A 20,775-nucleotide genomic window follows, 5' to 3' on the forward strand; every position below is an offset into this window, starting at 1 on the left:
AACCAATGACAGCCAAATAATGCTAGCGCTTCGAGTATTGTGGCGCTTTCCGTGCCTTGCGTAACCCGTACTTGCGCCGCTCCTTCGCGCGGGGATCACGGGTGAGATACCCCTCAATTTTCAGGGGCTTACGATTTTCGAGATCCAATTGACACAGTGCCCGCGCCACCCCCAAGCGGATAGCATCGGCTTGGCCGGTTAAGCCACCGCCACTCGCATTCACATAGATATCGTAGCTACTCTCAAGACCAAGGGTTTCGAGGGGTGCTTTGACAAGCCCTAAATAGGTAGGGTTATGCTGCAAGTAATCACCGCCGTCCCGACCATTGACGATGAATCGACCGTTGCCGGGTATCAATCGGACGCGGGCAATGGCGGATTTACGACGACCCGTCCCCAGATAAACAACTCGTTTCGACTGATCAGCAATCTGCATGGCTTAAGCTCCCGGAATAGTGGTAATGGTTAAGAACTGAGGTTTTTGGGCTTGGTGAGGGTGCTCCGCCCCAGCATAGACTTTCAGCTTGGTGAACAATTTACGCCCAAGGGAGTTTTTCGGCAGCATTCCCTTGACAGCGTGCTCAATGATCCGCTCAGGGATGCGGGCTTGCAACTGATCAAAGGTCTCTGTTTTCATGCCTCCCGGACGACCGGAATGGCGACGGTAGAGCTTTTGGGAGCGTTTTTTGCCCGTAACCACCACTTTCTCGGCATTGATCACAATGACAAAATCACCGGTGTCCATATGGGGTGTATAGATGGCTTTGTTTTTGCCTCTCAGAATCCGGGCGATCGCCGTCGCAAGGCGACCCAAGCGCTGATCCGCTGCATCAATAACATACCACTGGGGGTCAAGGGACTCCACGGTGGGTAGCGGCGTTTTCAGGGTATTGGTCATCACAAACTCCATAGATTCTTAAGCAATCGACAAGTGCGGCAAGGCGGTGGCCAACTGAAACTGTGGCATTGCATGGGTGCACAACCCACGGGGAAAGGGCGACTCAGGGTAGCCGACGCCTAGCAGACACAGACCCGCCGCCGGGGCTGCATACTTCACCAAATGGCGTTGCTCTTGCTGCCAGATCTCCGTAAAGCTGGCGGGCGATCGCCGCCCTTGGCCGACCTGCACCAAGAGACCCACCAGCAACCGCATCATCCCGTAGAGGAACCCAGAGGCCTGCACCTCAATTTCCACTAAGGCACCGCGGCGCTGACAGCTCACCTCCTGCACCTCTACCCACGAATGGCGGCGCTTCGACCCTGCACGATGAAATGCACTGAGGTGATGCCGCCCGACTAACGGCAGCAACACCGCCTGCATGCTCTCTGTATCAAGGGGGTACTGGTAGCAGTGCCACGTTAACCCCCGCAAAAACAAGTTGGGGCAAGGATCCGTGTAAAGGGTATAACGATAGCGCCGCCAAAGCGCCGAAAAACGCGCATGCCAATGCTCAGGCACGGCTGCCGCTGCTCGAATCAGAACATCCATTGGCAAACGCGCATTTAAGACCGCTGGCCAGCGATGGGCAGGAATCGGCGAGTTAACCGTGACGTGGGCAACCTGACCCGCCGCATGCACCCCAGCATCTGTGCGCCCGGCCGCCACTACACTCACTGGATGATTCACGACACGGGCGATCGCCTGCTCCAGAACCTCTTGTACAGTCCGTTGCCCTACTTGGCGTTGCCAGCCGTGGAACGCCATCCCTTGGTACTGAATCAGCAGTGCAAGGCGCTGTTGCCCTGTCGTTGCCATCGCTGCCATCCTCAGGCTCAAACGAGTTCAATAACCGCTAGTTCAGCATTGTCCCCCCGCCGCCGCACGCTGCGAATAATGCGGGTATAGCCACCGTTGCGATCGCCATAGCGCTCAGTGGCCTGGGCAAAGAGGGCATGAACCAGTTGCTTATCGTAGAGATACCCCAATGCCCGCCGCCGCGCCGCCAGCGACCCATCCTTTGCCAAAGTAATCATTCGTTCTGCCTCTGAGCGCACAGCCTTCGCCCGGGCCTTCGTGGTCGTGATGCGACCATGGCGAATGAGTTCTGTTGTGAGGGAGCGCAGAAGTGCCCGTCGCTGATCCGCAGGCAACCCCAGTTGGGGGACACGACGTTGATGACGCATATCAAAAACCTCAACCTGATAACTTTAGTTAGTTAGAGCGAGCCGCTTTTTGGGGGGGCAGCGTAATACCCAAGTGCTTTTGTAGCGCCTCAATCACTTCTTCGGCAGACTTTTGGCCAAAGTTCTTGATTTCCAATAAATCTTCTTGGGAATACTCCAATAAGTCCGCAACCGTATTCACTTGGGCACGCTTCAAGCAATTGTACGCCCGCACCGAAAGATTCAATTGCTCAATTTGAATTTGACCCGTTTCATCGTATTCATCGGTTGCCGTTGTCTCTGAGGCATGCAGGGGCACTTCTTTCAACGGACTAAAGAGATCCAGCAAAATGCCCGCTGCTTGGTTGAGGGCATCCTGAGGGGTCAAGCTGCCATTGGTCCAAATCTCAAGCTTCAGATAGTCCTGTAAGGGGCGCTCTCCCTCAGTGCCACTGGTACGCATCGAATCAACACTGTAATTCACGCGCCGCACCGGCATAAATACTGCATCTAGCTGCAAGTAGTCCAGCGCCATGCGATCGTCACGTACCCGCTCCACCGAACGGTACCCCTTATCACGCTCCACTTTGAACTCTAGCTCTAAGGTTGCTCCTGGCATCAGCGTCGCAATGTAGTGATTGGGGTTGACTACCTCCACATCGGAGGACAACTCAATCAAAGCCGCTGTTACCGTTAATGCCTCGGACTCAGGGGCTTGGGCGTAGATGCGACCCACCTGAGGCTCAGTTGTATGGCTGCGAACCACTAGCTGCTTCATTTGCAGCAAAATATCCATCACATCCTCACGCACACCGGGAATCGTAGAGAATTCGTGATTAACACCAGCAATACGCACCGCCGTCACAGCACTTCCCGGTAAATCAGACAGCAGCACCCGCCGCAGTGCATTCCCCACCGTTACCCCTTGACCGGGCGCTAAAGGATGGAGCGCAAACTGGCCATACTGACTTTGATCCTCTTCAGTCCGTGTCTCTAAACATTCAATTTGATATGCCATAGCCATGCTCCCAAATAACCCAAACCCAAACCTCATCCTTAGACTCGCCGCCGTTTGGGAGGGCGACAACCATTGTGGGGAATCGGTGTGACATCTCGAATGAGGGTAATTTCGAGCCCAGCCGCTTGCAGTGCCCGAATAGCCGTTTCCCGACCCGACCCGGGCCCACTCACCATGACCTCAATTTGGCGCATACCCTGATCAATGGCACGTCGTGCCGCACTATCGGCAGCGGTTTGAGCCGCAAAGGGGGTTCCTTTTTTTGCGCCCTTAAAGCCACTGGAGCCAGCAGAGGCCCAAGCGATCACTTCACCGCCGGGATCGGTAATAGAAACGATTGTATTGTTGAAGGTTGATTGAATGTGGGCAACGCCACTGGGGACATTGCGCTTTTGCTTACGAGGGCCAGACCGTTTTGCAGAGGGTGCCATAATCTATCCAAATATGAGGGTCGAACAGGTTACAGAGACGGAAACAACTATTTTTTGGCAGCAGGTTTCTTCTTGCCAGCGACAGTGCGACGACCACCGCGGCGAGTACGGGCATTCGTGCGCGTCCGCTGTCCCCGTACCGGTAGCCCCAAGCGATGCCGCCGACCACGGTAACTGCCAATATCCATTAACCGCTTGATGTTCATGGCTTCAAGGCGGCGTAAATCCCCCTCCACTTGGTAGTCGTCAATGGCGGAGCGCAAGGCCGCCACATCAGCATCCGATAAATCGCGGGTGCGGGTATCAGGATTGACCCCCGTTTTCGCTAAAATTTCCTTTGAGCGGGTCAAGCCAATCCCATAAATATAGGTCAGGGCAATTTCAATACGCTTGTCCCGGGGCAAGTCAACACCAGCAATACGAGCCATGAATCTAGTTCCTATCTGTTAAACAACTAACGGGTTACCCTTGGCGCTGCTTGTGCTTGGGGTTGGTGCAAATCACCATCACCCGACCGCGCCGCCGAATAATGCGGCATTTTTCGCAAATACGCCGTACCGATGCTCTTACTTTCATATTAGTCGCTCATCTAGTCGCAAATTTTACATTCTAGCAGAGTAAAGGTCGTAAATCAAACAAATGCCTACTTCTTCCGCAGCCGATAGGTGATCCGTCCCTTGGTCAGGTCGTAGGGAGTGAGCTCGACCTTGACGCGATCGCCCGGCAGAATTTTGATGTAATTGCGGCGAATTTTGCCGGAAATATGGGCAAGAACATTAAAGCCATTGTCCAAATCCACACGAAACATGGCATTGGGCAAAGACTCTGTGACCGTACCTTCAATTTCAATGGCATCCTGCTTAGACACAATTGACCTCCCCAAGGCGAGCTTTAATCGCAGCAGTGACCTCCGCGATGGTGCCAGTACCATCCACATGAACAAATTTAGGATGGCCGATGTACTGCTGAATCATAGGTAGTGTTTCTTGCTCATAGACCTGTAGCCGCTTGAGAATGGTTTCCGGTGTATCATCGGAGCGCTGCTGACCGGAAGCTGCCTGCTTCGCTCGGTTCAGGGCGCGCTCTTGGAGGATGTGGGCAGGCACATCTAAAAACAGCAAATAGTCGTAGGTTTGGCCAATATCCGTCAGCATGGACTCAAAGATCTTTGCTTGGGACGAGTTGCGCGGAAAACCATCCAGCAGCCAGCCGGTTGCTGTATCCGCTTGCTGGAGGCGATTGGCCACCATGTCCACAATGACTTGATCTGGAACCAGTTCGCCGCGATCCATGTAGCCCTGAGCCTGTTGCCCAAGGGGCGTGCCTGCTGCTCGTTCGGAGCGCAGAATATCCCCCGTAGAAATGTGGGGAATACCAAAGTGCTCTAGTAAAATCGCTGCTTGAGTCCCTTTGCCAGAGCCGGGGCCACCGAATAAAATTAACCGCATTACTGCTTCACCATCCCCTCATAACGTTGTGAAATGACGTAGGTCTGAATTTGCTTCGAGGTATCAATGGCTACCCCCACTAAAATCAGCAGTGAGGTGGCACCTAGCCCTTGGAAGGTGGTGACGCGAGTGGCACTTTCCACTGCTGTGGGAATAATTGCCACTAACCCTAGGAAAATGGCACCCAGGAAGGTCAAGCGATTCAGCACGCGCTCTAGATAATCTGAGGTGGCTTTCCCTGGACGAATCCCAGGAATACTTGCTCCCATCTTCTTCAGGTTTTGGGACATATCCACGGGGTTCACCACCAAGGAGGAGTAGAAGTAGCTAAAGAACAGGATCAACAGGAGATAGACAATGACGTAAACCCACGGTGTTGGCCCTGCCGGGGAGATGTAGGCACCAATCTGAGCTATAAGTTCGTTGCGGGTAAACTGGGCTAGGGTGGAGGGCAAAATGAGGACAGCGGAGGCAAAAATAATGGGCATGACTCCCCCTTGGTTAAGCCGCAGCGGCAGGTAGCTCGTCTGCTCGCGGTAAAGTTTGCGCCCCACCTGTCGCCGCGCCGAAACAATGGGAATGCGGCGGGTGCCTTCTTGGACAAAGACAATGCCGACAATCATGGCCAAAAAGACCGTAACAAGAATCACAATGCCGCCAACATTGCCGCCACTTTCAGCAAAGGCAATCGTTTGACCCACTGACCCCGGCAGGTACGCCACAATGCTCAAAAAGATGAGGAGGGAGGCACCATTGCCAACCCCTCGCTCAGTAATTAGTTCCGAAATCCACATCACCACCATGGAGCCAGCAGTGAGGGCAATGACAATTTCTGCAATAAAAAACGGCCCCGGATGCAGCGCTGCTCCGGGAATTGAACTAACAAAAACAGCAATACCAAGGCTTTGGAGGATAGCCCACGCAACGGAGACGTAGCGGGTAATCTGCGAGATTTTGCGCCGCCCCGCTTCGCCTTCATCTTTTTGTAGCCGTTCGAGGGAGGGTAAGGCTGCCGTCAGCAATTGCATAATGATGGAAGCGTTGATGTAGGGCAAAATGCCAAGGGCAAAAATGCCGAGGGCAGATAGCCCACCACCAGAGAAAATATCTAGAAAGCGAATAACGGCATTGTCTTCAACACTCTGAGCAAAGACGGCGCGATCAATGCCCGGAATTGGCAAATAAATGCCTAGACGCACTAAAATTAGTAGCCCAAGCGTGATTAGTAGTCGCCCTCGCAACCCAGAGGCTTGAGCCATCTGCATAAAGGTTTCTTGGGCGGTGGGGGCTTTGCCGCGATTCACAATCATGATCCGCTTCCTCTATTCGCTGTCAGTAACGACGGCATCGACACATACCCCACCCGCTGCTTCGATTTTGGCACGAGCACTACCGCTAAAGGCAGCGGCGTGCACCTCCAGTTTGACGCTCAGCTCACCATCCCCCAGCACTTTCAAGGGATATTTTGCGGTGGTTAAAATTCCGGCCTCTAGCAGAGACTCAACGGTAACCACACTATTGGCAGGTAGGGTATTGAGACGAGCAACGTTAACTGTAGTGTAAAGCGTCCGGTTGACAATGGGGAAGTGCTTAAGCTTGGGTAGCCGTCGATAGAGGGGATTTTGCCCCCCTTCAAACCCGGGGCGGGTGGGACGACCGGAGCGGGATTTCTGCCCTCGCATTCCAAATCCACCACTGGCACCTTGACCGGCCGAGATGCCACGGCCAATGCGCCGCTTCCGTCGCCGCGATCCCGGTTGGGGTTGAGCATCCTGAAAACGCATGGGCTACTCCTAACTACTTGCTATAAAGATTTTCCACAGGGATTTCCCGCTCTTCGGCTACTTCCGGAAAGGTGCGCAACGCCGCGAGGGCTTCTAGGGCTGCCCGGGCATTGTTAAGGGGGTTACTGGAGCCCAGTTGTTTGGCCAACACGTTGCGCACTCCAGCCAGTTCCAAGACGGTGCGCACCGATCCACCGGCAATAACTCCAGTGCCGGGGGCGGCGGGACGAATCATAACGCGGGCGGCTCCGCCTTCACCAAACGTAGGGTGAGGAATGGAGTTAGATTTAGTAATGGGAACTTCGACAAGGTGCTTTTTGCCATCAGCAACGCCTTTACGGACAGCCCCAATGACGTCGGCAGCTTTGCCAACCCCAACACCCACTTGCCCGCGTTCGTTGCCGACAATAACAATGGCGCGGAAGCTTAGTTTTTTACCGCCTTTAACGACTTTAGAGACACGGCGGATCTGAACAACTCGTTCTTGCCAGTCGGTTTCTTTTTCAACTTTACGGGGGTTTTTACGACGATTTGCCATCGGGTCATCCTCTAAAAGTCCAGTCCGGCTTCACGGGCAGCATCCGCAAGGGCTTTGACGCGACCGTGATAGATATTTCCGCCGCGATCAAAAACGACTTGCTGGATGCCAGCGGCCTTGGCACGCTCAGCAATCAGCCGCCCAACTTCAGCAGAGGCGGCACAGTTACTGCCATTTCCCAGCTTTTGTCGCAGTGACGGCTCAACACTGGAGGCGGCGACAAGGGTATGATGCCGACTGTCATCAATGACTTGGGCATAGATGTGCTGGTGGGAACGGAAAACAGCGAGACGGGGGCGATCGCCGGTGCCTTTGACTTTGCGACGAATGCGCTGATGCCGACTTTGACGAGCGGCAGTACGAGTTTTCTTCATCTATTTCTTCCCTGTCTTACCAACTTTGCGACGGACAAATTCACCAGAGTACCGAATACCTTTGCCTTTGTAAGGCTCAGGGGGGCGAACCCCACGGATTTGGGCAGCCAAATTACCCACTAGTTCTTTATCAATGCCACTCACAAGGACGATGGTGCCCTGCTGGACTTTTTTGCCTTGGTTATCTTCTATTTCTAAAGTAATGCCGTCGGGGGGCGTAATTTCCACCGGATGGCTGTATCCCATGCTTAGCACCAGATTTTTACCTTGCTGTTGAGCACGGTACCCCACCCCTTGGATCTCTAGCTTTTTTGTAAAGCCCTGAGCCACTCCTTCGACCATGTTGGCTACAAGGGTACGGCACAGCCCGTGGCGTTCTTTTGCTGTTCGGGATTCGTCGCGCCGCTGGACGAGAATGGTTTCACCTTCTTGGGACACCGTGACCTCTGGGGGCAGTACCCGGCTCAATTGTCCTTTGGGACCTTTGACGGTGACCTGTTGCCCCTCAAGGGTCAGGGTGACATTTTTCGGCAGGGGAATGGGGCGTTTGCCAATACGAGACATGTAGGACGTCCTCCGAGCTTACCAAACGTAACAGAGTACTTCGCCGCCGATGCCCTGCTGCCGCGCCTCGCGATCGGTCATGATGCCGCTGGAGGTGGAAATAATGGCAATCCCAATCCCCCCAAGAACCCGGGGGAGTTCGCGGGAGTTGGCATAGACGCGCAATCCGGGTTTGCTAACCCGCTTGAGAGCAGTAATAATTGGCTGGCGTTGCTTGCCGCGATATTTGAGGGCAACCACCAATTGTCGCTGAATGCCGTCTCCCTGCTCTTCGTAGTCGCGAATGAACCCTTCTGCCTTTAGCACTTGGGCAATACTGCGAGTCATTCGCGTGGCGGGGATGGTCGTGCTTTGATGCCGCGCAAGGTTTGCGTTGCGGATGCGAGTCAGCATATCGCCAATCGTGTCGTTTACTGCCATAGTTGCTCCTTAAAAATCCTGCCTCCGGCGTTAGTTATCACGGAACGGCATACCCATTGCTTTTAGCAGGGCACGTCCTTCTTCATCAGTGGTGGCAGTGGTGATGATTGAGACATCCATGCCGCGAATTTGATCAATATCGTCGTAGTTGACTTCGGGAAAAATAAGTTGCTCCCGTAGTCCTAAGGTATAGTTGCCCCGGCCATCAAAACTTTTGGGGTTAACGCCACGAAAGTCACGAATCCGGGGGAGGGCAAGGTTGATGAGCCGATCTAGAAAGGAATACATGCGATCGGCACGTAGGGTAACGGCTACCCCCACTGGCATGCCTTGGCGAATTTTGAAGCCAGCGATCGCCTTCTTGGCACGGGTGACCACAGGTTTTTGACCTGTAATGGTCGCAATTTCTGCGAGTGTTGCTTCAAGGGCTTTGGCGTTTTGTGCCGCCTCCCCAAGCCCGCGATTCACCGTTATTTTGGTGATTTTGGGGACTTGGTGAATATTTGTGTACTGGAATTGCTGCATAAGTTGCGGCACAACCGTTTTGCTGTAATGGTCTTTCAGACGTTTGGACATGGGGGACTTCTCCTAGGCAAGGTCTCTGGGCGTGGTCAGAGAGGGGGGAAACTAATCAATAATTTCCCCGGTTTTTTTGAGCATTCGGACTTTGCGACCGTCTTCGGTGTAGGTGTAGCAAATGCGGCTGGCAACGTTCTGCTTGCTGGAGTAGAGCATGACTTTGCAGCTATGAATGGGGGCTTCCTTCGTAATAATTTGGCCAGATTCCCCCTCTTGGCGAGGCTTAACATGTTTTGTTTTGAGGTTGACCCCTTTGACAATCACTTGACTGGTTTTGGGGAACACCGCTAGGACTTCGCCCACTTTGGCTTTATCGCGACCGGCAATGACTTGTACGGTGTCACCTTTTTTGACATGCATTCGATGGCGCACAGGTGCTTTTGCTTTTTTTGCAGCCATTAGAGAACCTCCGGTGCCAAGGAGACAATTTTGGTGAAATTTTTATCCCGCAGTTCGCGAGCAACCGGTCCAAACACCCGGGTGCCCCGGGGATTCCCCTCTTGGTTGATCAGTACAGCGGCGTTATCGTCAAAGCGAATGCTCATGCCACTTTCGCGGCGGATGGCTTTGCGGGTACGCACAATGACGGCTCGGACGACATCGGATTTTTTCACGGCCATGTTGGGGGTGGCATCCTTAACCGTGGCAATAATGACATCACCCACGCTGCCATAACGACGATTACCGCCACCGAGGACGCGAATGCAGAGCAGTTTCTTGGCGCCGCTGTTGTCGGCAACGTTCAGGTAGGTTTCCTGTTGAATCATGGCTGGCTCTCCTTAAGCAGTCCCAGTGTTGAGAATTTCGGCGATCGCCCAGCGTTTGGTACGGCTGAGGGGGCGAGTTTCACGGATCCGCACGCGATCGCCAACTTTAGCTTCATTGTTTTCATCGTGGGCTTTATAGCGGCGGGTTTTGACAACAATTTTGCCGTACTTGGGATGGGCAGAGCGGTTTTCAACGGCAACGACAACGGTTTTATCCATCTTGTCGCTAACCACCACACCCACACGTTCTTTCACTGCCATTAGTTGTGTCCTCCACTGCGGCGACGTTCATTCTCAAGGGTTAAAAGCTGAGCCAACTCATGGCGCAAATGCTTAAATTGGTGAGGTTTGACCTCCTGCCGCGTTGCTTTTTTGAACCGCAGATCAAACAATTCTTTTTTGATAGCAACGATGCGATCGCCCACCTCTTGATCACTGAGTTGCCGCAGGTCACTCATTTTTGTTAATGCCATCCCTAACCCTCCTGTTGCACGTCATCTTGATTACGGACAATAAAGCGAGTTTTGATCGGCATCTTATAGGCGGCGAGGCGCATCGCTTCCCGAGCCGTTGCCTCCGGCACCCCTGCAATTTCGTACATAATGCGTCCGGGTTTGACCACCGCCACCCAGTATTCCGGTGAGCCTTTCCCAGACCCCATCCGTGTTTCTGCGGGGCGCATGGTGACGGGTTTATCCGGGAAAATGCGAATCCAAATTTTGCCCCCACGGCGAATATAGCGGGTCATGGCTCGCCGCCCCGCCTCGATCTGCCGCGAGGTAATCCACGCTGGCTCAAGGGCTTGCAGGGCAAAGTCACCAAAATGAATCGAGCTACCGCGACTGGCAACCCCAGTCATTCGTCCCCGCTGTTGTTTCCGAAATTTAGTACGCTTAGGACTTAACATCGCTGACTTCCTTGTTAGTTAGAGCGATTTTCAAATTGAGGCAAGCGGCGTTGGCCAGTGCGCCGATGTGGTTCACGACTCGCAGCTTCTGGTTGACCTGGGAGCACTTCACCCTTGAAGATCCACACCTTGACCCCCAAAATACCGTAAATGGTGCGCGCTGTCCGATAGGCGTAGTCAATATCGGCACGTAGGGTATGCAGGGGCACTCGACCTTCGCGCGTCCATTCGGTACGGGCAATTTCAGCGCCGTTCAGCCGACCCGCCACTTGAATTTTGATCCCTTCAACCCCGGCTCGCTGTGCCCGCTGAATTGCCTGCCGCACAGCCCGCCGGAAGGCCACCCGCCGCTCTAGCTGCTGGGTGATATACTCCGCCAGCAAACTGGCTTCCGCATCCACACGATTGACTTCAAGGACATTGACTTTGACCGTGCGGCTAGGGGGTAGCATTTGCCGCAGGTCTTCCCGCAGCTTTTCTATCCCTTGCCCGCCTTTGCCAACAACCACCCCAGGACGAGCAGTGCGAATTTGCAACTCCACTTGATCGGCCTTGCGTTCAATGCGAATCTCGGCAATACCGGCATTCCCCATCACCTTGTTGATGTAGGTGCGGATTTGATGATCTTCTTTGAGTAAATCGGGGTAGCGATCGGCATCTGCATACCAGCGGGAGCGGTGCTCCTGAGTAATGCCGAGGCGAAAGCCAATTGGGTGAATCTTCTGTCCCACAGTGGTATCCTTCTACGATTCGTCAGCGGTGTTTTGGGCAGCCACAGCAATGGTGATGTGGCAGGTTGGTTTGCGAATTTGATAGGCACGGCCTTGAGCGCGGGGGCGAAACCGCTTTAAGGAAGGGCCTTGATCCGCGTAGGCTTGGCTGATCACTAGGGTTGCTGGGTCTAACCCCAGATTGTGCTCTGCGTTAGCCGCTGCCGAGCGCAGCACCTTTGTAATGGGTTCACAGGCACGATAGGGCATAAACCGCAGCATAATCAGGGCATCACGATAAGTTTGTCCCCGGAGTTGATCTAGCACCCGCCGTACCTTATGGGGGGACATGCGGACGTATTTGGCTGAAGCACGGGCGGCAGGAGAAGCGGTAGAAACCATAGACAGCTATCCAATACGGTGGCTAAACAGTAATGATCAATGGCGGGCTTTTTTATCCCCCTTGACGTGGCTGCGGAAGTTACGGGTGGGAGCAAATTCCCCCAGCTTATGGCCGACCATTTGCTCGGTGATATACACAGGCACGTGCTGTTTGCCGTTGTGTACCGCAATGGTGTGGCCAATCATCTCTGGCACAATGGTGGATGCCCGCGACCATGTTTTGATCACCTCCTTGCTGTTGCGCTCGTTGAGTGCCTCAATTTTCCGTAAGAGATGATCTGCCACAAAGGGGCCTTTTTTCAGTGAACGTCCCATAACCTAACTTCTCCGGAGTACCTTAAGACTGACGACCGCCACGACCACGCTTGGACGACTTCTTGCGTCGCCGCACAATGAGGGCATTGCTGAGTTTCTTCTTCTTGCGGGTCTTGTAACCAAGGGTGGGTTTGCCCCAAGGGGTAACCGGTCCACTGCGACCAATGGGGGCACGGCCTTCACCACCACCGTGGGGGTGATCCACTGGGTTCATGACGGAACCGCGTACCTTTGGCCGCCGACCTTTCCAACGATTGCGCCCAGCCTTACCCATGCTGAGGTTGTTGGCCTCCACATTGCCCACTTGGCCGATGGTGGCATAGCACTCTTTACGGAAGAGGCGCACCTCACCGGAAGGGAGTTTTAAGGTAACCATATCCCCTTCCTTGGCCACGACCTGTGCCATTGCCCCTGCGGCGCGCACCATTTGAGCACCACGACCGGGGGTAATTTCTACGTTATGCACACTGGTTCCCAGCGGGATTTTGCCAAGGGGCAGCGCATTGCCGACTTCAATGGGGGCATCGGGGCTGGCAATAATGTTGCTGCCGGGAGCGAGATCGCGAGCATGAAGGATATAGCGCTTTTCACCATCTTGGTAGTGAACAAGGGCAATCCGGGCGTTGCGGTTGGGGTCGTATTCTACCGTGGCCACTTTGGCGGGTACATTCACTTTGCTGCTGCGGCGAAAGTCCACCTCACGGTAACGGCGCTTATGGCCGCCACCTCGCCGCCGACTGGTAATCACACCGCGATTATTCCGACCTTTATCCCGCTTATAGCCACGGGTCAGGGATTTTTCGGGGGTATCTGTTGTAATTTCGGCAAAGTCGGAAACGGATTTTTGGCGGGTACCGGGGGTGTAGGGTCGGTATGCACGAATGCCCATGATCTTGGTGCTCCGTTAAACGTCGGGGAAGAGGTTAATTTTGCTCTCGGGGGCAAGGGTGACGATCGCCCGCTTGTATTGGGTGCGATGACCGATGAAGCGCCCTACCCGCTTTGCTTTTTTGGGTAAGTTGTAGGTGTTAACGCCAGTGACCTTGACATTAAACAGATCTTCAATGGCGGCCTTGATTTGCGGCTTGGTGGCACGGCGATCGACATCAAAGGTATATTGGTTGTTTTCCAATAGCACCGTGGCCTTTTCGGTTACGATCGGACGCTTAATTAGATCCGCAAGGACGCGGGGCTGCACTTTAGTCACCGTACACCTCCTGAATTTTGGCGATCGCCCCCGTTGTGGCGACAATGCGATCGGCGTGGAGCAAATCAAACACATTTAACTGATCGGCGCGCAACACTTTAAGCGTTGGTACATTACGTGCCGAGAGAATAATCATTTCCGCCAGATCATTCACCAACAGCAGTACTTTTTGGTCTGGCTGCACCCCCCAGCGTTGGAGTGCTGTCACCAATTCCTTGGTTTTGGGGCGCGGCAACTGATCCGCAAACTCCTGAACCACAATTAAATCTGCGGCACGATCCATCAGCGCTGTGCGCAGAGCCAGCCGCCGCTCTTTACGGTTCATTTTTTGGGAGTAGTCCCGGGGCTTAGGGCCAAAGATGACACCACCACCGCGCCACAGAGGTGAGCGAATCGAGCCAGCACGGGCACGACCCGTACCTTTTTGCCGCCATGGTTTGCGACCACCGCCGCGAACTTCAGCACGGGTTTTCGTGGAAACCGTTCCCTGACGCGCGTTAGCTAACTGCCGCACAAGGGCGCGATGGACAATATGACTCGCGGTTTCTGGCTTGGCCGTAGCAAGATCAAGGGTTGCCTCGCCGCTATCAGCCCCTTGCCAGTCCTTTACAACACATGCAACCATAACTGCACTCTCTAAGCCCTTACTTGTGACCAACGACCTTTGCGGGGGTAATACTCACCAGTGCCCCCGGCTTACCGGGCAGTGCCCCCTTGATTAAGATCAAGTTCCGCTCGCTATCGACACGCACAACTTGCAACTTGCGAATTGTGACCGTTGCATTCCCCATGCGACCGGCCATGCGTTTCCCTGGAAAGACGCGCCCCGGCGTTGTACCGGCACCGGTTGACCCCGGTAAGCGGTGATTCTTAGAGCCGTGAGCCATCGGGCCGCGCTTAAAGTTGTGTCGTTTTTGATAGCCTGCAAAGCCGCGACCAATGCTGGTGCCACGCACATCGACCAATTGACCAGGGCTAAAAATATCCACGGTGATGGTCTGACCCAGTTGGTAGGGGGACGTGTCATCAAGGCGATATTCCCGCAGATGACGCATGGGCGGCGTTTGCGAATGTTTGCTGAGGTGGCCGCGCTCAGGACGACTAAGGGTTTTTTCGCGCACCTCGCCAAATGCCACTTGAATGGCCGTGTAGCCGTCTGTTGCAGGGGTCTTGATTTGGGTGATCGGACACGGTCCGGCCTGCACCACTGTAATGGGGACAGCTTTGCCCACCTCATCAAAGATTTGGGTCATGCCCAATTTTGTCCCTAAAATACCAACTGTCACGATCGCTTTCCTTAAAAGTACGAATCACAACAAAACAGCGAGAGGTAGCGTGCACACTACACCTCGGCAGATTCCCGCAGTTAGGAATGGTGGATTGACCCAGCAGTTACACGGTCAGCAAGACAACGCCTTGGGCGTATCTATCGTCGAGCAAGGACAGTTTCAGATGATAATGGCGTTATGGCGTTTGTTTACGGGCTAACAGCCAGCTACATCTGAATGGATCAGTGGAACCAAGGACTTAAGGGGATTGAGGCGATCGCCCCCAACTCAGTATCCGTTTTTGGTCGCAAGTTTTAATCATAGATCAGCCATTGTAAGTTTGTCTAGGCATTTGCTAACATTTTTGACGCTCCTTTGAACCGCATGGCATTGGGAATGGGTTGTGTTTGAGTTTGTCTGTCAGCAGCAGTGTCGCCACAGCCATGCCCGAGCGGGTTTATTTCATACTCCCCACGGCAGTGTGGCCACGCCTCGCTTTATGCCTGTGGGCACCTTGGCTAACGTCAAAACCTTAACCCCTCAGCACCTTGAAGGGGCAGGGGCGCAAATGGTGCTGGCCAATACCTATCATTTGCACCTGCAACCCGGCGAAGAGATTGTTGCCGCTGCCGGTGGCCTGCATCGGTTTATGGGGTGGTCAGGCCCAATCCTAACGGATTCCGGTGGGTTTCAGGTTTTTAGCCTCAGTGAGATGCGCCAGATCTCCGATGCGGGGGTTGTGTTCCGATCGCCCCACGATGGCCAGATGATTGAATTGTCACCGGAGCGGGCCATCCGCATCCAAGAGCAATTGGGGGCAGATGTGATCATGGCCTTTGATGAGTGCCCCCCCTATCCCGCCAGTCGCGCGGTCGTGACCCAGGCAACCCAACGAACCCTGCACTGGCTCGAGCGCTGTATTGCAGCAAAGCAACGGCCAGACCAAGCCCTGTTTGGCATTGTTCAAGGGGGGGTATATGGCGATATCCGCCGTGAGTGTGCCACCGCCATGCTGGCCTACGATTTACCCGGCTATGCGATTGGGGGGGTAAGTGTGGGGGAACCGACGACTGCCATGCACGAGATTGTGGCGGTGACGGCGCCACTGCTGCCCACCCATAAGCCCCGCTATTTGATGGGGGTGGGCACCCACCTAGAAATGCTGCGGGCGATCGCCGCAGGGGTGGATTTATTTGACTGTGTCATTCCCACCCGCCTAGCACGCCATGGCTGTGCCATTGTTCAGGGGAACCGCTGGAATCTGAAAAATGCGCGGTTTCGCCGAGACTATGCCCCCCTCGATCCAACCTGTCCCTGCTACACCTGTGGTACCTTTAGTCGTGCCTACCTCAGTCACTTAGTTCGCGCCAAGGAATTATTGGCCTATACACTGCTGTCTATTCATAATGTCACTGAACTCATCGGTTTCACCCAAGCGGCGCGGCAGGCCATCCTCGAGGATCACTTTCCAAAGTTTGCGGCAGAATGGGAACAACGCCTATGCACATCCAGCCACGATGATTAGCTTTTCTGATGCGGTGTTATCGAGGGAAGAACGCTTGAGCCGCTGGGGGTTTTTGGGGTTGGCCACGGCTCCTTTAGTTGGCTCGGTTCTCTTTAACCATGGTATGGCTCCGCCCTTTGTCATTTGCCCCGTTCGTAGCTTGACGGGTATTCCCTGCCCTGGCTGTGGCTTGACCCGCTCCTTTATGGCGATCGCCCGCGGCAATTTTGAGGATGCCCTTTCTATGCACCTGTTTGGCCCTCCCCTATTTGCGGCGTTTATGTTGGTAGTTGTGCTAATGGCGGCAGAATTAAAAACTGGACGGCGACTACAGCGTACCCCCTTCCGTTACCTGCAACGGGTACAAAACTGGTGGTGGCTAGCCTTGCTGTACTTTGGGTACTATGGAGTGCGCCTCACGAGCTTGATCCAAACTGGCGAGTTTTACATCAACCCGTTTTCAATGGTGCGTTAGCAGATCTAAAATTTCCGTCGCGGCACGCTCCACCACACCGGGGGTTCCCATGGCCCGTCGCATAGCACGATACTCGGCCTTCATGACTGCTTGCTTGTCAGGATTGGCGAGTAGCCCTAGGGCAGTGGCAGTAATGGTTTGAACCGTAGCGTTCTCCTGGAGTAGCTCCGGCACAATGGCTTTTCCGGCCAGTAAATTGGGGGGAGAGACAAAGTCAAGGTTAAAGTTCAAAAAGATGCGGTACAGCCAAAGACTAATGGGGTTGACCCGATAAATCACCACCTGCGGCACATTCAACAACGCGGTTTCTAGGTTGACCGTGCCCGACTTGGCGATCGCCAGATCTGCGGCGGCCAACACCAGTAACGAGTCATCGGCAAGCGTGACTCTAATGGGGTAGTGCTGCAAAGCAGCCTCAATCGATGGGCGGTACTGCTGTAGAGAAAGCGGCAGCCAAAACCGCGCGTGGGGATAGACCTTGGCAATATTTGTTGCTGCTCCCAAAATCAAGGGCAACAGCGACCGGATTTCCTGCTTGCGGGAGAGGGGCAACAGGGCGATTGCCAACTCCTCTGGGCCAATCCCTAAGGCTTGACGCGCCGCCTCGCGACTGGGGGCAGCAGCAATGCGATCTAACAGCGGATGCCCCACCCACACCACATTGGCACCGTGTTGGCGATAGTATTTGGCTTCCTCTGGGAAAATAGCAATCAGGCGATCGCTGAGGGCAACAATTTGGCGGGTGGTTTTCAGGCTATGGGACCACACCCATTCCTGCGGCGCAATGTAATAGACCATCGGCACCGCAAAGTGTTTACGAATAAACCCTCCCATAGCCATATTGCCGCCAATATAGTCAATCAGGACAACCAGATCGGGGGGATGGCGCTGCAGATAGCGGCGCGCCTTGAGTTGCAGCGCAATGGTCGTTTTCACTAAGGGCAGGGCTTCCAGCAGGCCAACTGAACCAATACCGCCGGTATTAAAGAGCACCGTTGCCCCTGCCGCCGCCATGCGATCGCCCCCCAAGGCAGAAATGCGCAGGGGAATGTTGCGGTCGGCAGCTAAGCGATAGAGAGCCTTGACTAATAATGCCCCCTGTAAATCCCCGGACACCTCACCCGTGCTAATAAACAAATGCGCCATGCCTATCCTTGAAGAATGGGAACCGGTTGACAGAGTTGCGCGGCAAACTCTTGTTCTGCCGTGGCCATTGCCTGCACCGCCGCCGCCATAATCTCTGAGATCGGTACTCCGGCATGGTACTGCCCTAGCCATTGTTGGGCAGTGTTGCCTTGACGCAAAATTTTCTTGATAGGAGCCAAAAAGCAGCTAAACCCCTGCCCCTTGGCGATCGGCCATACCTCCTCAACGAGTTCGGCAATCCAGGCTGCGGCTGTAAGTTGACGACCGTCTTGCCAGTGGGTCAACACCGCCTCGAGGCTGTGGCGAGCCGCTTGCATTTCGTTGGCATCGGCCAGTTGTGCTAGATCCACCCCTTGGCGGTGGAGGTAACTCCCCTGCAGCGGATCCAGCTCCGGCTGCTCCAGCAACTGCAACAAACGCGCTTCTAAAAGGGCAGTAATGGCCAGTAACTCAATGGGATCCGTAACGAGGTCACAAATCCGCAACTCCAGACGGTTGAGATCGTAGGGGCGGCGATCGCCATTGGGGCGCACCGCACTCCAAAGATGGCGCACATTTTGCATTGTGCCCTGCCGCAGTTGGGCTTCGGTCCACGCAATAAAATGGGCATGGCTGCTAAACAGGGGTACATAGGCAGGGGTCTTGGGAAACGTTGCCCAGCGAGTCGAGTGGTAACCAGTCACGTCCCCATCCAAAAAGGGGGAAGATGCACTTAAGGCCAGAAACAGCGCTGCCTCTAAGCGCACTAACCGACAGGCGCGGATCAGCGCGTCTGGGTCCCGCAGGCCAATATTGATATGAACACTGGCCGTCACAACGCGGCTGCCGTAGGTTTGCTCAATGTAGGTGTGGTAAGGATTGTGCGGGTCTGAGCGATAAAACTGCTGACTATCCCCTAAACTCAGGGTACTGCCAGGCACCAGCGTCAACTCCCCTAATGAGTGTAGGTAGGCTCGCAAGCGAAACCGTGGTCGCAATAGATCACACAATGCTTGATCGTAAAGATACACAGGCGGAGTTGTGAATTCGACATTGCGACTGTCCGGCTCCCGCACAAAACCGGGCAACGCTTGGACAATTTGATCCGACAGGCCAATAACCTCTCCTGTTGGGGTACCAGTATAGAGTTCAACCTCAAAGCCCTTGGATAGCATTGTTTCCCCTCAATTAGCACTATCCTAACCCGCTAGGGGCGCACCGGCAGCGATCGCTCAGCCAACGCTGCCTCAAGGGCAGCGGCCATCACCGCAGTGGGAGCCGGTTGGCCAAGCCAGTGCTCAAGAGCTGCCGCCCCCTGGTGCAGCAGCATCGTTAATCCATCAATGGTGTGCAGTTGCCGCGCCATAGCCAATTGCAGCAGCAGGGTAGGGCGAGGTTTATAGATTAAGTCATAGACCACTGCGGTGGCCGGCAATTGTGCTAAATCCTCCGCCGCAAGGGGGGTCGCCTCCCGGTGAGGACTCATGCCAATGGGGGTCGTATTGACCACTAAGCGAATATCCCCGAGACACGAAGTGCGTGCCTCCCACGGCAGCGCCTCTAAAGTGAGATTCGGCCAACTGGCTACAAAGGCTGCCAACCGCTCCGGCTGACGGCCACTCACATAAAGCTGTGAGCACCCTAAATCATGGCAGGCCGCCACCACTGCTCGGGCAGCACCGCCATAGCCTAAAACCAGTACCGCCGTGTCTGACCAGTTCCAAAGGAGCGATCGCAGCGGCGCTAAAAACCCATGCACATCTGTGTTGGTACCTACCCACCCTTGGTCACTGCGATAGACCGTGTTCACCGCCCCTACCTGCTGCGCCAAGTCACTAATGGCAGCCAAGTGAGGCACAATGGCCTCTTTGTGGGGAATGGTAACATTAAAGCCCACTACCCTCAGTGCCGCCAACCCCGCTATGGCCGCCTCCAAATCGCTGGCCTTGACCGCAAAGGGCACATAGACATAATCCAGCCCTAAGTATTCCAGTGCGGCATTGTGCATAGCTGGCGAGAGGGTATGGGAAATGGGGTCGCCAATCACCCCCAAGAGCTGGGTATTGCCGGAAATGGCAACCATCAAGACTTAGACCGCTTCGTGGTCTTTTTCGCTGGTGCGGATACGGATCACCTGCTCCACTGGGGTGACAAAGATTTTGCCGTCGCCAATTTCCCCCGTCCGTGCGGCTTCAATGATTTTGGCAACCACCATATCCACTTGGGTATCTTCGACAACAATTTCTACTTTTAACTTTTGTAAAAACTCCACCGTATATTCTGAGCCACGGTAGCGTTCCGTCTGCCCCTTTTGGCGTCCAAAGCCCCGTACCTCCGAGACCGTCATTCCCACAATTCCAGCATTCACTAGGGCAATCTTTACTTCATCAAGCTTAAAGGGACGAATAATTGCTTCTACCTTTTTCAAAGTAAACTCCTTACCTATGGCCGTCAAACTAAGGTTCTCTCTCTATTTAGCACTGGCTAGAGACGATAACGTGTAGCAATAGCTACATTATCTTCCATCCCAGACACAGGGACACTTTAACTCTAGGATTGATAATAAAAAATCAACTAGCAGGAGGAACACCCATGGGGTGGCAGCGACCCGATGGCCGAGACCCACAGGAGTTGCGATCGCACCGCTTTCAACGGCACTTCACATCGGGTATGGCTGGAAGCCCCGTACTTCAGTGCGGGGAGGAAAGCTCCTTTAGCAACTTTAGTTGCCTTAGGTTATAATTGTACTGCGGACACCAGAAACGGTTGTTTAAGGCACTGGTAACGGTCGATTGGGGGTGTTGTAAACCACCCCAGAGGCTCGTGGTTGGCTTGC

General features: G+C 54.4%; 35 protein-coding genes. 2 read left to right on the forward strand and 33 right to left on the reverse strand.

The window, feature by feature from the left end:
• Positions 1-22: 22 nt before the first annotated feature.
• The 29 genes from rpsI to rplC all read right to left on the reverse strand — a co-directional run bounded on the left by rpsI (position 23) and on the right by rplC (position 14,853).
• Complete coding sequence (gene rpsI / locus L5470_RS11030; RefSeq protein WP_499500013.1) at positions 23-436, reverse strand: 30S ribosomal protein S9; 414 nt, start codon at positions 434-436, stop codon at positions 23-25.
• Between the two features lie 3 nt (positions 437-439).
• Positions 440-898: a 50S ribosomal protein L13 gene (rplM, locus tag L5470_RS11035; RefSeq protein ID WP_099799763.1), complete on the reverse strand. Its 459-nt coding sequence runs from the start codon at positions 896-898 to the stop codon at positions 440-442.
• Between the two features lie 18 nt (positions 899-916).
• Complete coding sequence (gene truA, locus L5470_RS11040) at positions 917-1,765, reverse strand: tRNA pseudouridine(38-40) synthase TruA (protein WP_499500014.1); 849 nt, start codon at positions 1,763-1,765, stop codon at positions 917-919.
• An 8-nt stretch (positions 1,766-1,773) separates the two neighbouring features.
• Complete coding sequence (gene rplQ, locus L5470_RS11045; RefSeq protein WP_099797579.1) at positions 1,774-2,124, reverse strand: 50S ribosomal protein L17; 351 nt, start codon at positions 2,122-2,124, stop codon at positions 1,774-1,776.
• A gap of 28 nt (positions 2,125-2,152) precedes the next feature.
• On the reverse strand, positions 2,153-3,121 hold the full coding sequence (locus tag L5470_RS11050) for a DNA-directed RNA polymerase subunit alpha (RefSeq protein ID WP_499500015.1): 969 nt from the start codon (positions 3,119-3,121) through the stop codon (positions 2,153-2,155).
• A gap of 38 nt (positions 3,122-3,159) precedes the next feature.
• Entirely contained in the window at positions 3,160-3,552 is a 393-nt protein-coding gene (gene rpsK, locus L5470_RS11055; protein ID WP_099797580.1) for a 30S ribosomal protein S11, read from the reverse strand.
• A 47-nt stretch (positions 3,553-3,599) separates the two neighbouring features.
• A complete protein-coding gene (gene rpsM, locus L5470_RS11060; protein ID WP_099797581.1) occupies positions 3,600-3,980 on the reverse strand; it encodes a 30S ribosomal protein S13 in 381 nt (126 codons plus the stop codon).
• A 34-nt stretch (positions 3,981-4,014) separates the two neighbouring features.
• The gene (gene rpmJ, locus L5470_RS11065) at positions 4,015-4,128 is read right to left on the reverse strand and encodes a 50S ribosomal protein L36 (protein WP_099797582.1); all 114 of its coding nucleotides are present in this window, start codon (positions 4,126-4,128) and stop codon (positions 4,015-4,017) included.
• A gap of 67 nt (positions 4,129-4,195) precedes the next feature.
• Positions 4,196-4,420, reverse strand: coding sequence for a translation initiation factor IF-1 (gene infA, locus L5470_RS11070; protein WP_011055956.1), 225 nt, complete (start codon positions 4,418-4,420; stop codon positions 4,196-4,198).
• Positions 4,413-5,000 carry an adenylate kinase gene (locus L5470_RS11075; protein WP_499500016.1) on the reverse strand — a complete coding sequence of 196 codons (588 nt, stop codon included), beginning with the start codon at positions 4,998-5,000 and terminating at the stop codon, positions 4,413-4,415. Before L5470_RS11075 ends, infA begins: the two co-directional genes overlap by 8 nt.
• Complete coding sequence (gene secY, locus L5470_RS11080; protein ID WP_448524853.1) at positions 5,000-6,310, reverse strand: preprotein translocase subunit SecY; 1,311 nt, start codon at positions 6,308-6,310, stop codon at positions 5,000-5,002. Before secY ends, L5470_RS11075 begins: the two co-directional genes overlap by 1 nt.
• 12 nt (positions 6,311-6,322) lie before the next feature.
• A complete protein-coding gene (gene rplO, locus L5470_RS11085) occupies positions 6,323-6,784 on the reverse strand; it encodes a 50S ribosomal protein L15 (RefSeq protein ID WP_499500017.1) in 462 nt (153 codons plus the stop codon).
• A gap of 13 nt (positions 6,785-6,797) precedes the next feature.
• A complete protein-coding gene (gene rpsE / locus L5470_RS11090) occupies positions 6,798-7,322 on the reverse strand; it encodes a 30S ribosomal protein S5 (protein ID WP_099797586.1) in 525 nt (174 codons plus the stop codon).
• 11 nt (positions 7,323-7,333) lie between these two features.
• On the reverse strand, positions 7,334-7,696 hold the full coding sequence (gene rplR / locus L5470_RS11095; protein ID WP_099797587.1) for a 50S ribosomal protein L18: 363 nt from the start codon (positions 7,694-7,696) through the stop codon (positions 7,334-7,336).
• A complete protein-coding gene (gene rplF, locus L5470_RS11100) occupies positions 7,697-8,260 on the reverse strand; it encodes a 50S ribosomal protein L6 (protein ID WP_099797588.1) in 564 nt (187 codons plus the stop codon).
• A gap of 18 nt (positions 8,261-8,278) precedes the next feature.
• Positions 8,279-8,680 carry a 30S ribosomal protein S8 gene (gene rpsH / locus L5470_RS11105; protein WP_099797589.1) on the reverse strand — a complete coding sequence of 134 codons (402 nt, stop codon included), beginning with the start codon at positions 8,678-8,680 and terminating at the stop codon, positions 8,279-8,281.
• Between the two features lie 30 nt (positions 8,681-8,710).
• Entirely contained in the window at positions 8,711-9,256 is a 546-nt protein-coding gene (gene rplE / locus L5470_RS11110; RefSeq protein ID WP_099797590.1) for a 50S ribosomal protein L5, read from the reverse strand.
• A 51-nt stretch (positions 9,257-9,307) separates the two neighbouring features.
• Positions 9,308-9,658: a 50S ribosomal protein L24 gene (rplX, locus tag L5470_RS11115; protein WP_099797591.1), complete on the reverse strand. Its 351-nt coding sequence runs from the start codon at positions 9,656-9,658 to the stop codon at positions 9,308-9,310.
• Positions 9,658-10,026, reverse strand: coding sequence for a 50S ribosomal protein L14 (rplN, locus tag L5470_RS11120; protein WP_099797592.1), 369 nt, complete (start codon positions 10,024-10,026; stop codon positions 9,658-9,660). The genes rplX and rplN overlap by 1 nt, the downstream gene beginning before the upstream one ends.
• A 12-nt stretch (positions 10,027-10,038) precedes the next feature.
• Complete coding sequence (rpsQ, locus tag L5470_RS11125) at positions 10,039-10,287, reverse strand: 30S ribosomal protein S17 (protein ID WP_099797593.1); 249 nt, start codon at positions 10,285-10,287, stop codon at positions 10,039-10,041.
• Entirely contained in the window at positions 10,287-10,499 is a 213-nt protein-coding gene (gene rpmC / locus L5470_RS11130) for a 50S ribosomal protein L29 (RefSeq protein ID WP_099797594.1), read from the reverse strand. The genes rpsQ and rpmC overlap by 1 nt, the downstream gene beginning before the upstream one ends.
• Positions 10,500-10,501: 2 nt before the next feature.
• Positions 10,502-10,933, reverse strand: a complete 432-nt coding sequence (gene rplP / locus L5470_RS11135; protein ID WP_099797595.1) for a 50S ribosomal protein L16 — start codon at positions 10,931-10,933, stop codon at positions 10,502-10,504.
• A gap of 14 nt (positions 10,934-10,947) precedes the next feature.
• Positions 10,948-11,664, reverse strand: a complete 717-nt coding sequence (rpsC, locus tag L5470_RS11140) for a 30S ribosomal protein S3 (RefSeq protein WP_099797596.1) — start codon at positions 11,662-11,664, stop codon at positions 10,948-10,950.
• Between the two features lie 12 nt (positions 11,665-11,676).
• Positions 11,677-12,045, reverse strand: coding sequence for a 50S ribosomal protein L22 (rplV, locus tag L5470_RS11145; protein WP_099797597.1), 369 nt, complete (start codon positions 12,043-12,045; stop codon positions 11,677-11,679).
• Positions 12,046-12,081: 36 nt separating this feature from the next.
• On the reverse strand, positions 12,082-12,360 hold the full coding sequence (gene rpsS, locus L5470_RS11150) for a 30S ribosomal protein S19 (RefSeq protein WP_099797598.1): 279 nt from the start codon (positions 12,358-12,360) through the stop codon (positions 12,082-12,084).
• 22 nt (positions 12,361-12,382) lie between these two features.
• Positions 12,383-13,249: a 50S ribosomal protein L2 gene (gene rplB, locus L5470_RS11155; protein WP_499500018.1), complete on the reverse strand. Its 867-nt coding sequence runs from the start codon at positions 13,247-13,249 to the stop codon at positions 12,383-12,385.
• A 15-nt stretch (positions 13,250-13,264) separates the two neighbouring features.
• Entirely contained in the window at positions 13,265-13,567 is a 303-nt protein-coding gene (locus L5470_RS11160; RefSeq protein ID WP_099797600.1) for a 50S ribosomal protein L23, read from the reverse strand.
• Entirely contained in the window at positions 13,560-14,192 is a 633-nt protein-coding gene (gene rplD, locus L5470_RS11165; protein ID WP_099797601.1) for a 50S ribosomal protein L4, read from the reverse strand. Before rplD ends, L5470_RS11160 begins: the two co-directional genes overlap by 8 nt.
• Positions 14,193-14,211: 19 nt before the next feature.
• Positions 14,212-14,853 (reverse strand): 50S ribosomal protein L3, encoded by a 642-nt coding sequence (gene rplC / locus L5470_RS11170; RefSeq protein ID WP_099797602.1) that lies wholly within the window; start codon positions 14,851-14,853, stop codon positions 14,212-14,214.
• A gap of 385 nt (positions 14,854-15,238) precedes the next feature.
• On the opposite strand from rplC, the gene tgt reads away from it, so the two are divergent.
• Positions 15,239-16,360 carry a tRNA guanosine(34) transglycosylase Tgt gene (tgt, locus tag L5470_RS11175; RefSeq protein WP_099797603.1) on the forward strand — a complete coding sequence of 374 codons (1,122 nt, stop codon included), beginning with the start codon at positions 15,239-15,241 and terminating at the stop codon, positions 16,358-16,360.
• The gene (locus L5470_RS11180; protein ID WP_227517453.1) at positions 16,353-16,814 is read left to right on the forward strand and encodes a DUF2752 domain-containing protein; all 462 of its coding nucleotides are present in this window, start codon (positions 16,353-16,355) and stop codon (positions 16,812-16,814) included. The genes tgt and L5470_RS11180 overlap by 8 nt, the downstream gene beginning before the upstream one ends.
• Here L5470_RS11180 and lpxB read toward each other — a convergent pair.
• From lpxB to L5470_RS11200, 4 genes are read right to left on the reverse strand one after another with little or no spacing between them, the layout of a single operon-like run.
• Positions 16,800-17,960 carry a lipid-A-disaccharide synthase gene (lpxB, locus tag L5470_RS11185; RefSeq protein ID WP_499500019.1) on the reverse strand — a complete coding sequence of 387 codons (1,161 nt, stop codon included), beginning with the start codon at positions 17,958-17,960 and terminating at the stop codon, positions 16,800-16,802. The genes L5470_RS11180 and lpxB overlap by 15 nt on opposite strands.
• Before the next feature lie 2 nt (positions 17,961-17,962).
• A complete protein-coding gene (gene gshA, locus L5470_RS11190; RefSeq protein WP_099797606.1) occupies positions 17,963-19,114 on the reverse strand; it encodes a glutamate--cysteine ligase in 1,152 nt (383 codons plus the stop codon).
• Between the two features lie 32 nt (positions 19,115-19,146).
• A complete protein-coding gene (locus L5470_RS11195; protein WP_499500020.1) occupies positions 19,147-20,022 on the reverse strand; it encodes a shikimate dehydrogenase in 876 nt (291 codons plus the stop codon).
• Between the two features lie 6 nt (positions 20,023-20,028).
• Positions 20,029-20,367 (reverse strand): P-II family nitrogen regulator, encoded by a 339-nt coding sequence (locus tag L5470_RS11200; RefSeq protein ID WP_099797607.1) that lies wholly within the window; start codon positions 20,365-20,367, stop codon positions 20,029-20,031.
• Between the last annotated feature and the right edge of the window lie 408 nt (positions 20,368-20,775).

Origin of the sequence: Synechococcus sp. PCC 6717 (assembly GCF_022698185.1) — a bacterium.
Lineage (GTDB): Bacteria > Cyanobacteriota > Cyanobacteriia > Thermosynechococcales > Thermosynechococcaceae > Thermosynechococcus > Thermosynechococcus lividus.

What these genes read in the sequence shown, in the direction of transcription:
- rpsI (WP_499500013.1), bottom strand. Translation starts at nt 436, where the DNA reads ATGCAGATTGCTGATCAGTCGAAACGAGTTGTTTATCTGGGGACGGGT.
- rplM (WP_099799763.1), bottom strand. Translation starts at nt 898, where the DNA reads ATGACCAATACCCTGAAAACGCCGCTACCCACCGTGGAGTCCCTTGAC.
- truA (WP_499500014.1), bottom strand. Translation starts at nt 1,765, where the DNA reads ATGGCAGCGATGGCAACGACAGGGCAACAGCGCCTTGCACTGCTGATT.
- rplQ (WP_099797579.1), bottom strand. Translation starts at nt 2,124, where the DNA reads ATGCGTCATCAACGTCGTGTCCCCCAACTGGGGTTGCCTGCGGATCAG.
- L5470_RS11050 (WP_499500015.1), bottom strand. Translation starts at nt 3,121, where the DNA reads ATGGCATATCAAATTGAATGTTTAGAGACACGGACTGAAGAGGATCAA.
- rpsK (WP_099797580.1), bottom strand. Translation starts at nt 3,552, where the DNA reads ATGGCACCCTCTGCAAAACGGTCTGGCCCTCGTAAGCAAAAGCGCAAT.
- rpsM (WP_099797581.1), bottom strand. Translation starts at nt 3,980, where the DNA reads ATGGCTCGTATTGCTGGTGTTGACTTGCCCCGGGACAAGCGTATTGAA.
- rpmJ (WP_099797582.1), bottom strand. Translation starts at nt 4,128, where the DNA reads ATGAAAGTAAGAGCATCGGTACGGCGTATTTGCGAAAAATGCCGCATT.
- L5470_RS11075 (WP_499500016.1), bottom strand. Translation starts at nt 5,000, where the DNA reads ATGCGGTTAATTTTATTCGGTGGCCCCGGCTCTGGCAAAGGGACTCAA.
- secY (WP_448524853.1), bottom strand. Translation starts at nt 6,310, where the DNA reads ATGATTGTGAATCGCGGCAAAGCCCCCACCGCCCAAGAAACCTTTATG.
- rplO (WP_499500017.1), bottom strand. Translation starts at nt 6,784, where the DNA reads ATGCGTTTTCAGGATGCTCAACCCCAACCGGGATCGCGGCGACGGAAG.
- rpsE (WP_099797586.1), bottom strand. Translation starts at nt 7,322, where the DNA reads ATGGCAAATCGTCGTAAAAACCCCCGTAAAGTTGAAAAAGAAACCGAC.
- rplR (WP_099797587.1), bottom strand. Translation starts at nt 7,696, where the DNA reads ATGAAGAAAACTCGTACTGCCGCTCGTCAAAGTCGGCATCAGCGCATT.
- rplF (WP_099797588.1), bottom strand. Translation starts at nt 8,260, where the DNA reads ATGTCTCGTATTGGCAAACGCCCCATTCCCCTGCCGAAAAATGTCACC.
- rpsH (WP_099797589.1), bottom strand. Translation starts at nt 8,680, where the DNA reads ATGGCAGTAAACGACACGATTGGCGATATGCTGACTCGCATCCGCAAC.
- rplE (WP_099797590.1), bottom strand. Translation starts at nt 9,256, where the DNA reads ATGTCCAAACGTCTGAAAGACCATTACAGCAAAACGGTTGTGCCGCAA.
- rplX (WP_099797591.1), bottom strand. Translation starts at nt 9,658, where the DNA reads ATGGCTGCAAAAAAAGCAAAAGCACCTGTGCGCCATCGAATGCATGTC.
- rplN (WP_099797592.1), bottom strand. Translation starts at nt 10,026, where the DNA reads ATGATTCAACAGGAAACCTACCTGAACGTTGCCGACAACAGCGGCGCC.
- rpsQ (WP_099797593.1), bottom strand. Translation starts at nt 10,287, where the DNA reads ATGGCAGTGAAAGAACGTGTGGGTGTGGTGGTTAGCGACAAGATGGAT.
- rpmC (WP_099797594.1), bottom strand. Translation starts at nt 10,499, where the DNA reads ATGGCATTAACAAAAATGAGTGACCTGCGGCAACTCAGTGATCAAGAG.
- rplP (WP_099797595.1), bottom strand. Translation starts at nt 10,933, where the DNA reads ATGTTAAGTCCTAAGCGTACTAAATTTCGGAAACAACAGCGGGGACGA.
- rplV (WP_099797597.1), bottom strand. Translation starts at nt 12,045, where the DNA reads ATGGTTTCTACCGCTTCTCCTGCCGCCCGTGCTTCAGCCAAATACGTC.
- rpsS (WP_099797598.1), bottom strand. Translation starts at nt 12,360, where the DNA reads ATGGGACGTTCACTGAAAAAAGGCCCCTTTGTGGCAGATCATCTCTTA.
- rplB (WP_499500018.1), bottom strand. Translation starts at nt 13,249, where the DNA reads ATGGGCATTCGTGCATACCGACCCTACACCCCCGGTACCCGCCAAAAA.
- rplD (WP_099797601.1), bottom strand. Translation starts at nt 14,192, where the DNA reads ATGGTTGCATGTGTTGTAAAGGACTGGCAAGGGGCTGATAGCGGCGAG.
- L5470_RS11180 (WP_227517453.1), top strand. Translation starts at nt 16,353, where the DNA reads ATGATTAGCTTTTCTGATGCGGTGTTATCGAGGGAAGAACGCTTGAGC.
- lpxB (WP_499500019.1), bottom strand. Translation starts at nt 17,960, where the DNA reads ATGGCGCATTTGTTTATTAGCACGGGTGAGGTGTCCGGGGATTTACAG.
- gshA (WP_099797606.1), bottom strand. Translation starts at nt 19,114, where the DNA reads ATGCTATCCAAGGGCTTTGAGGTTGAACTCTATACTGGTACCCCAACA.
- L5470_RS11195 (WP_499500020.1), bottom strand. Translation starts at nt 20,022, where the DNA reads ATGGTTGCCATTTCCGGCAATACCCAGCTCTTGGGGGTGATTGGCGAC.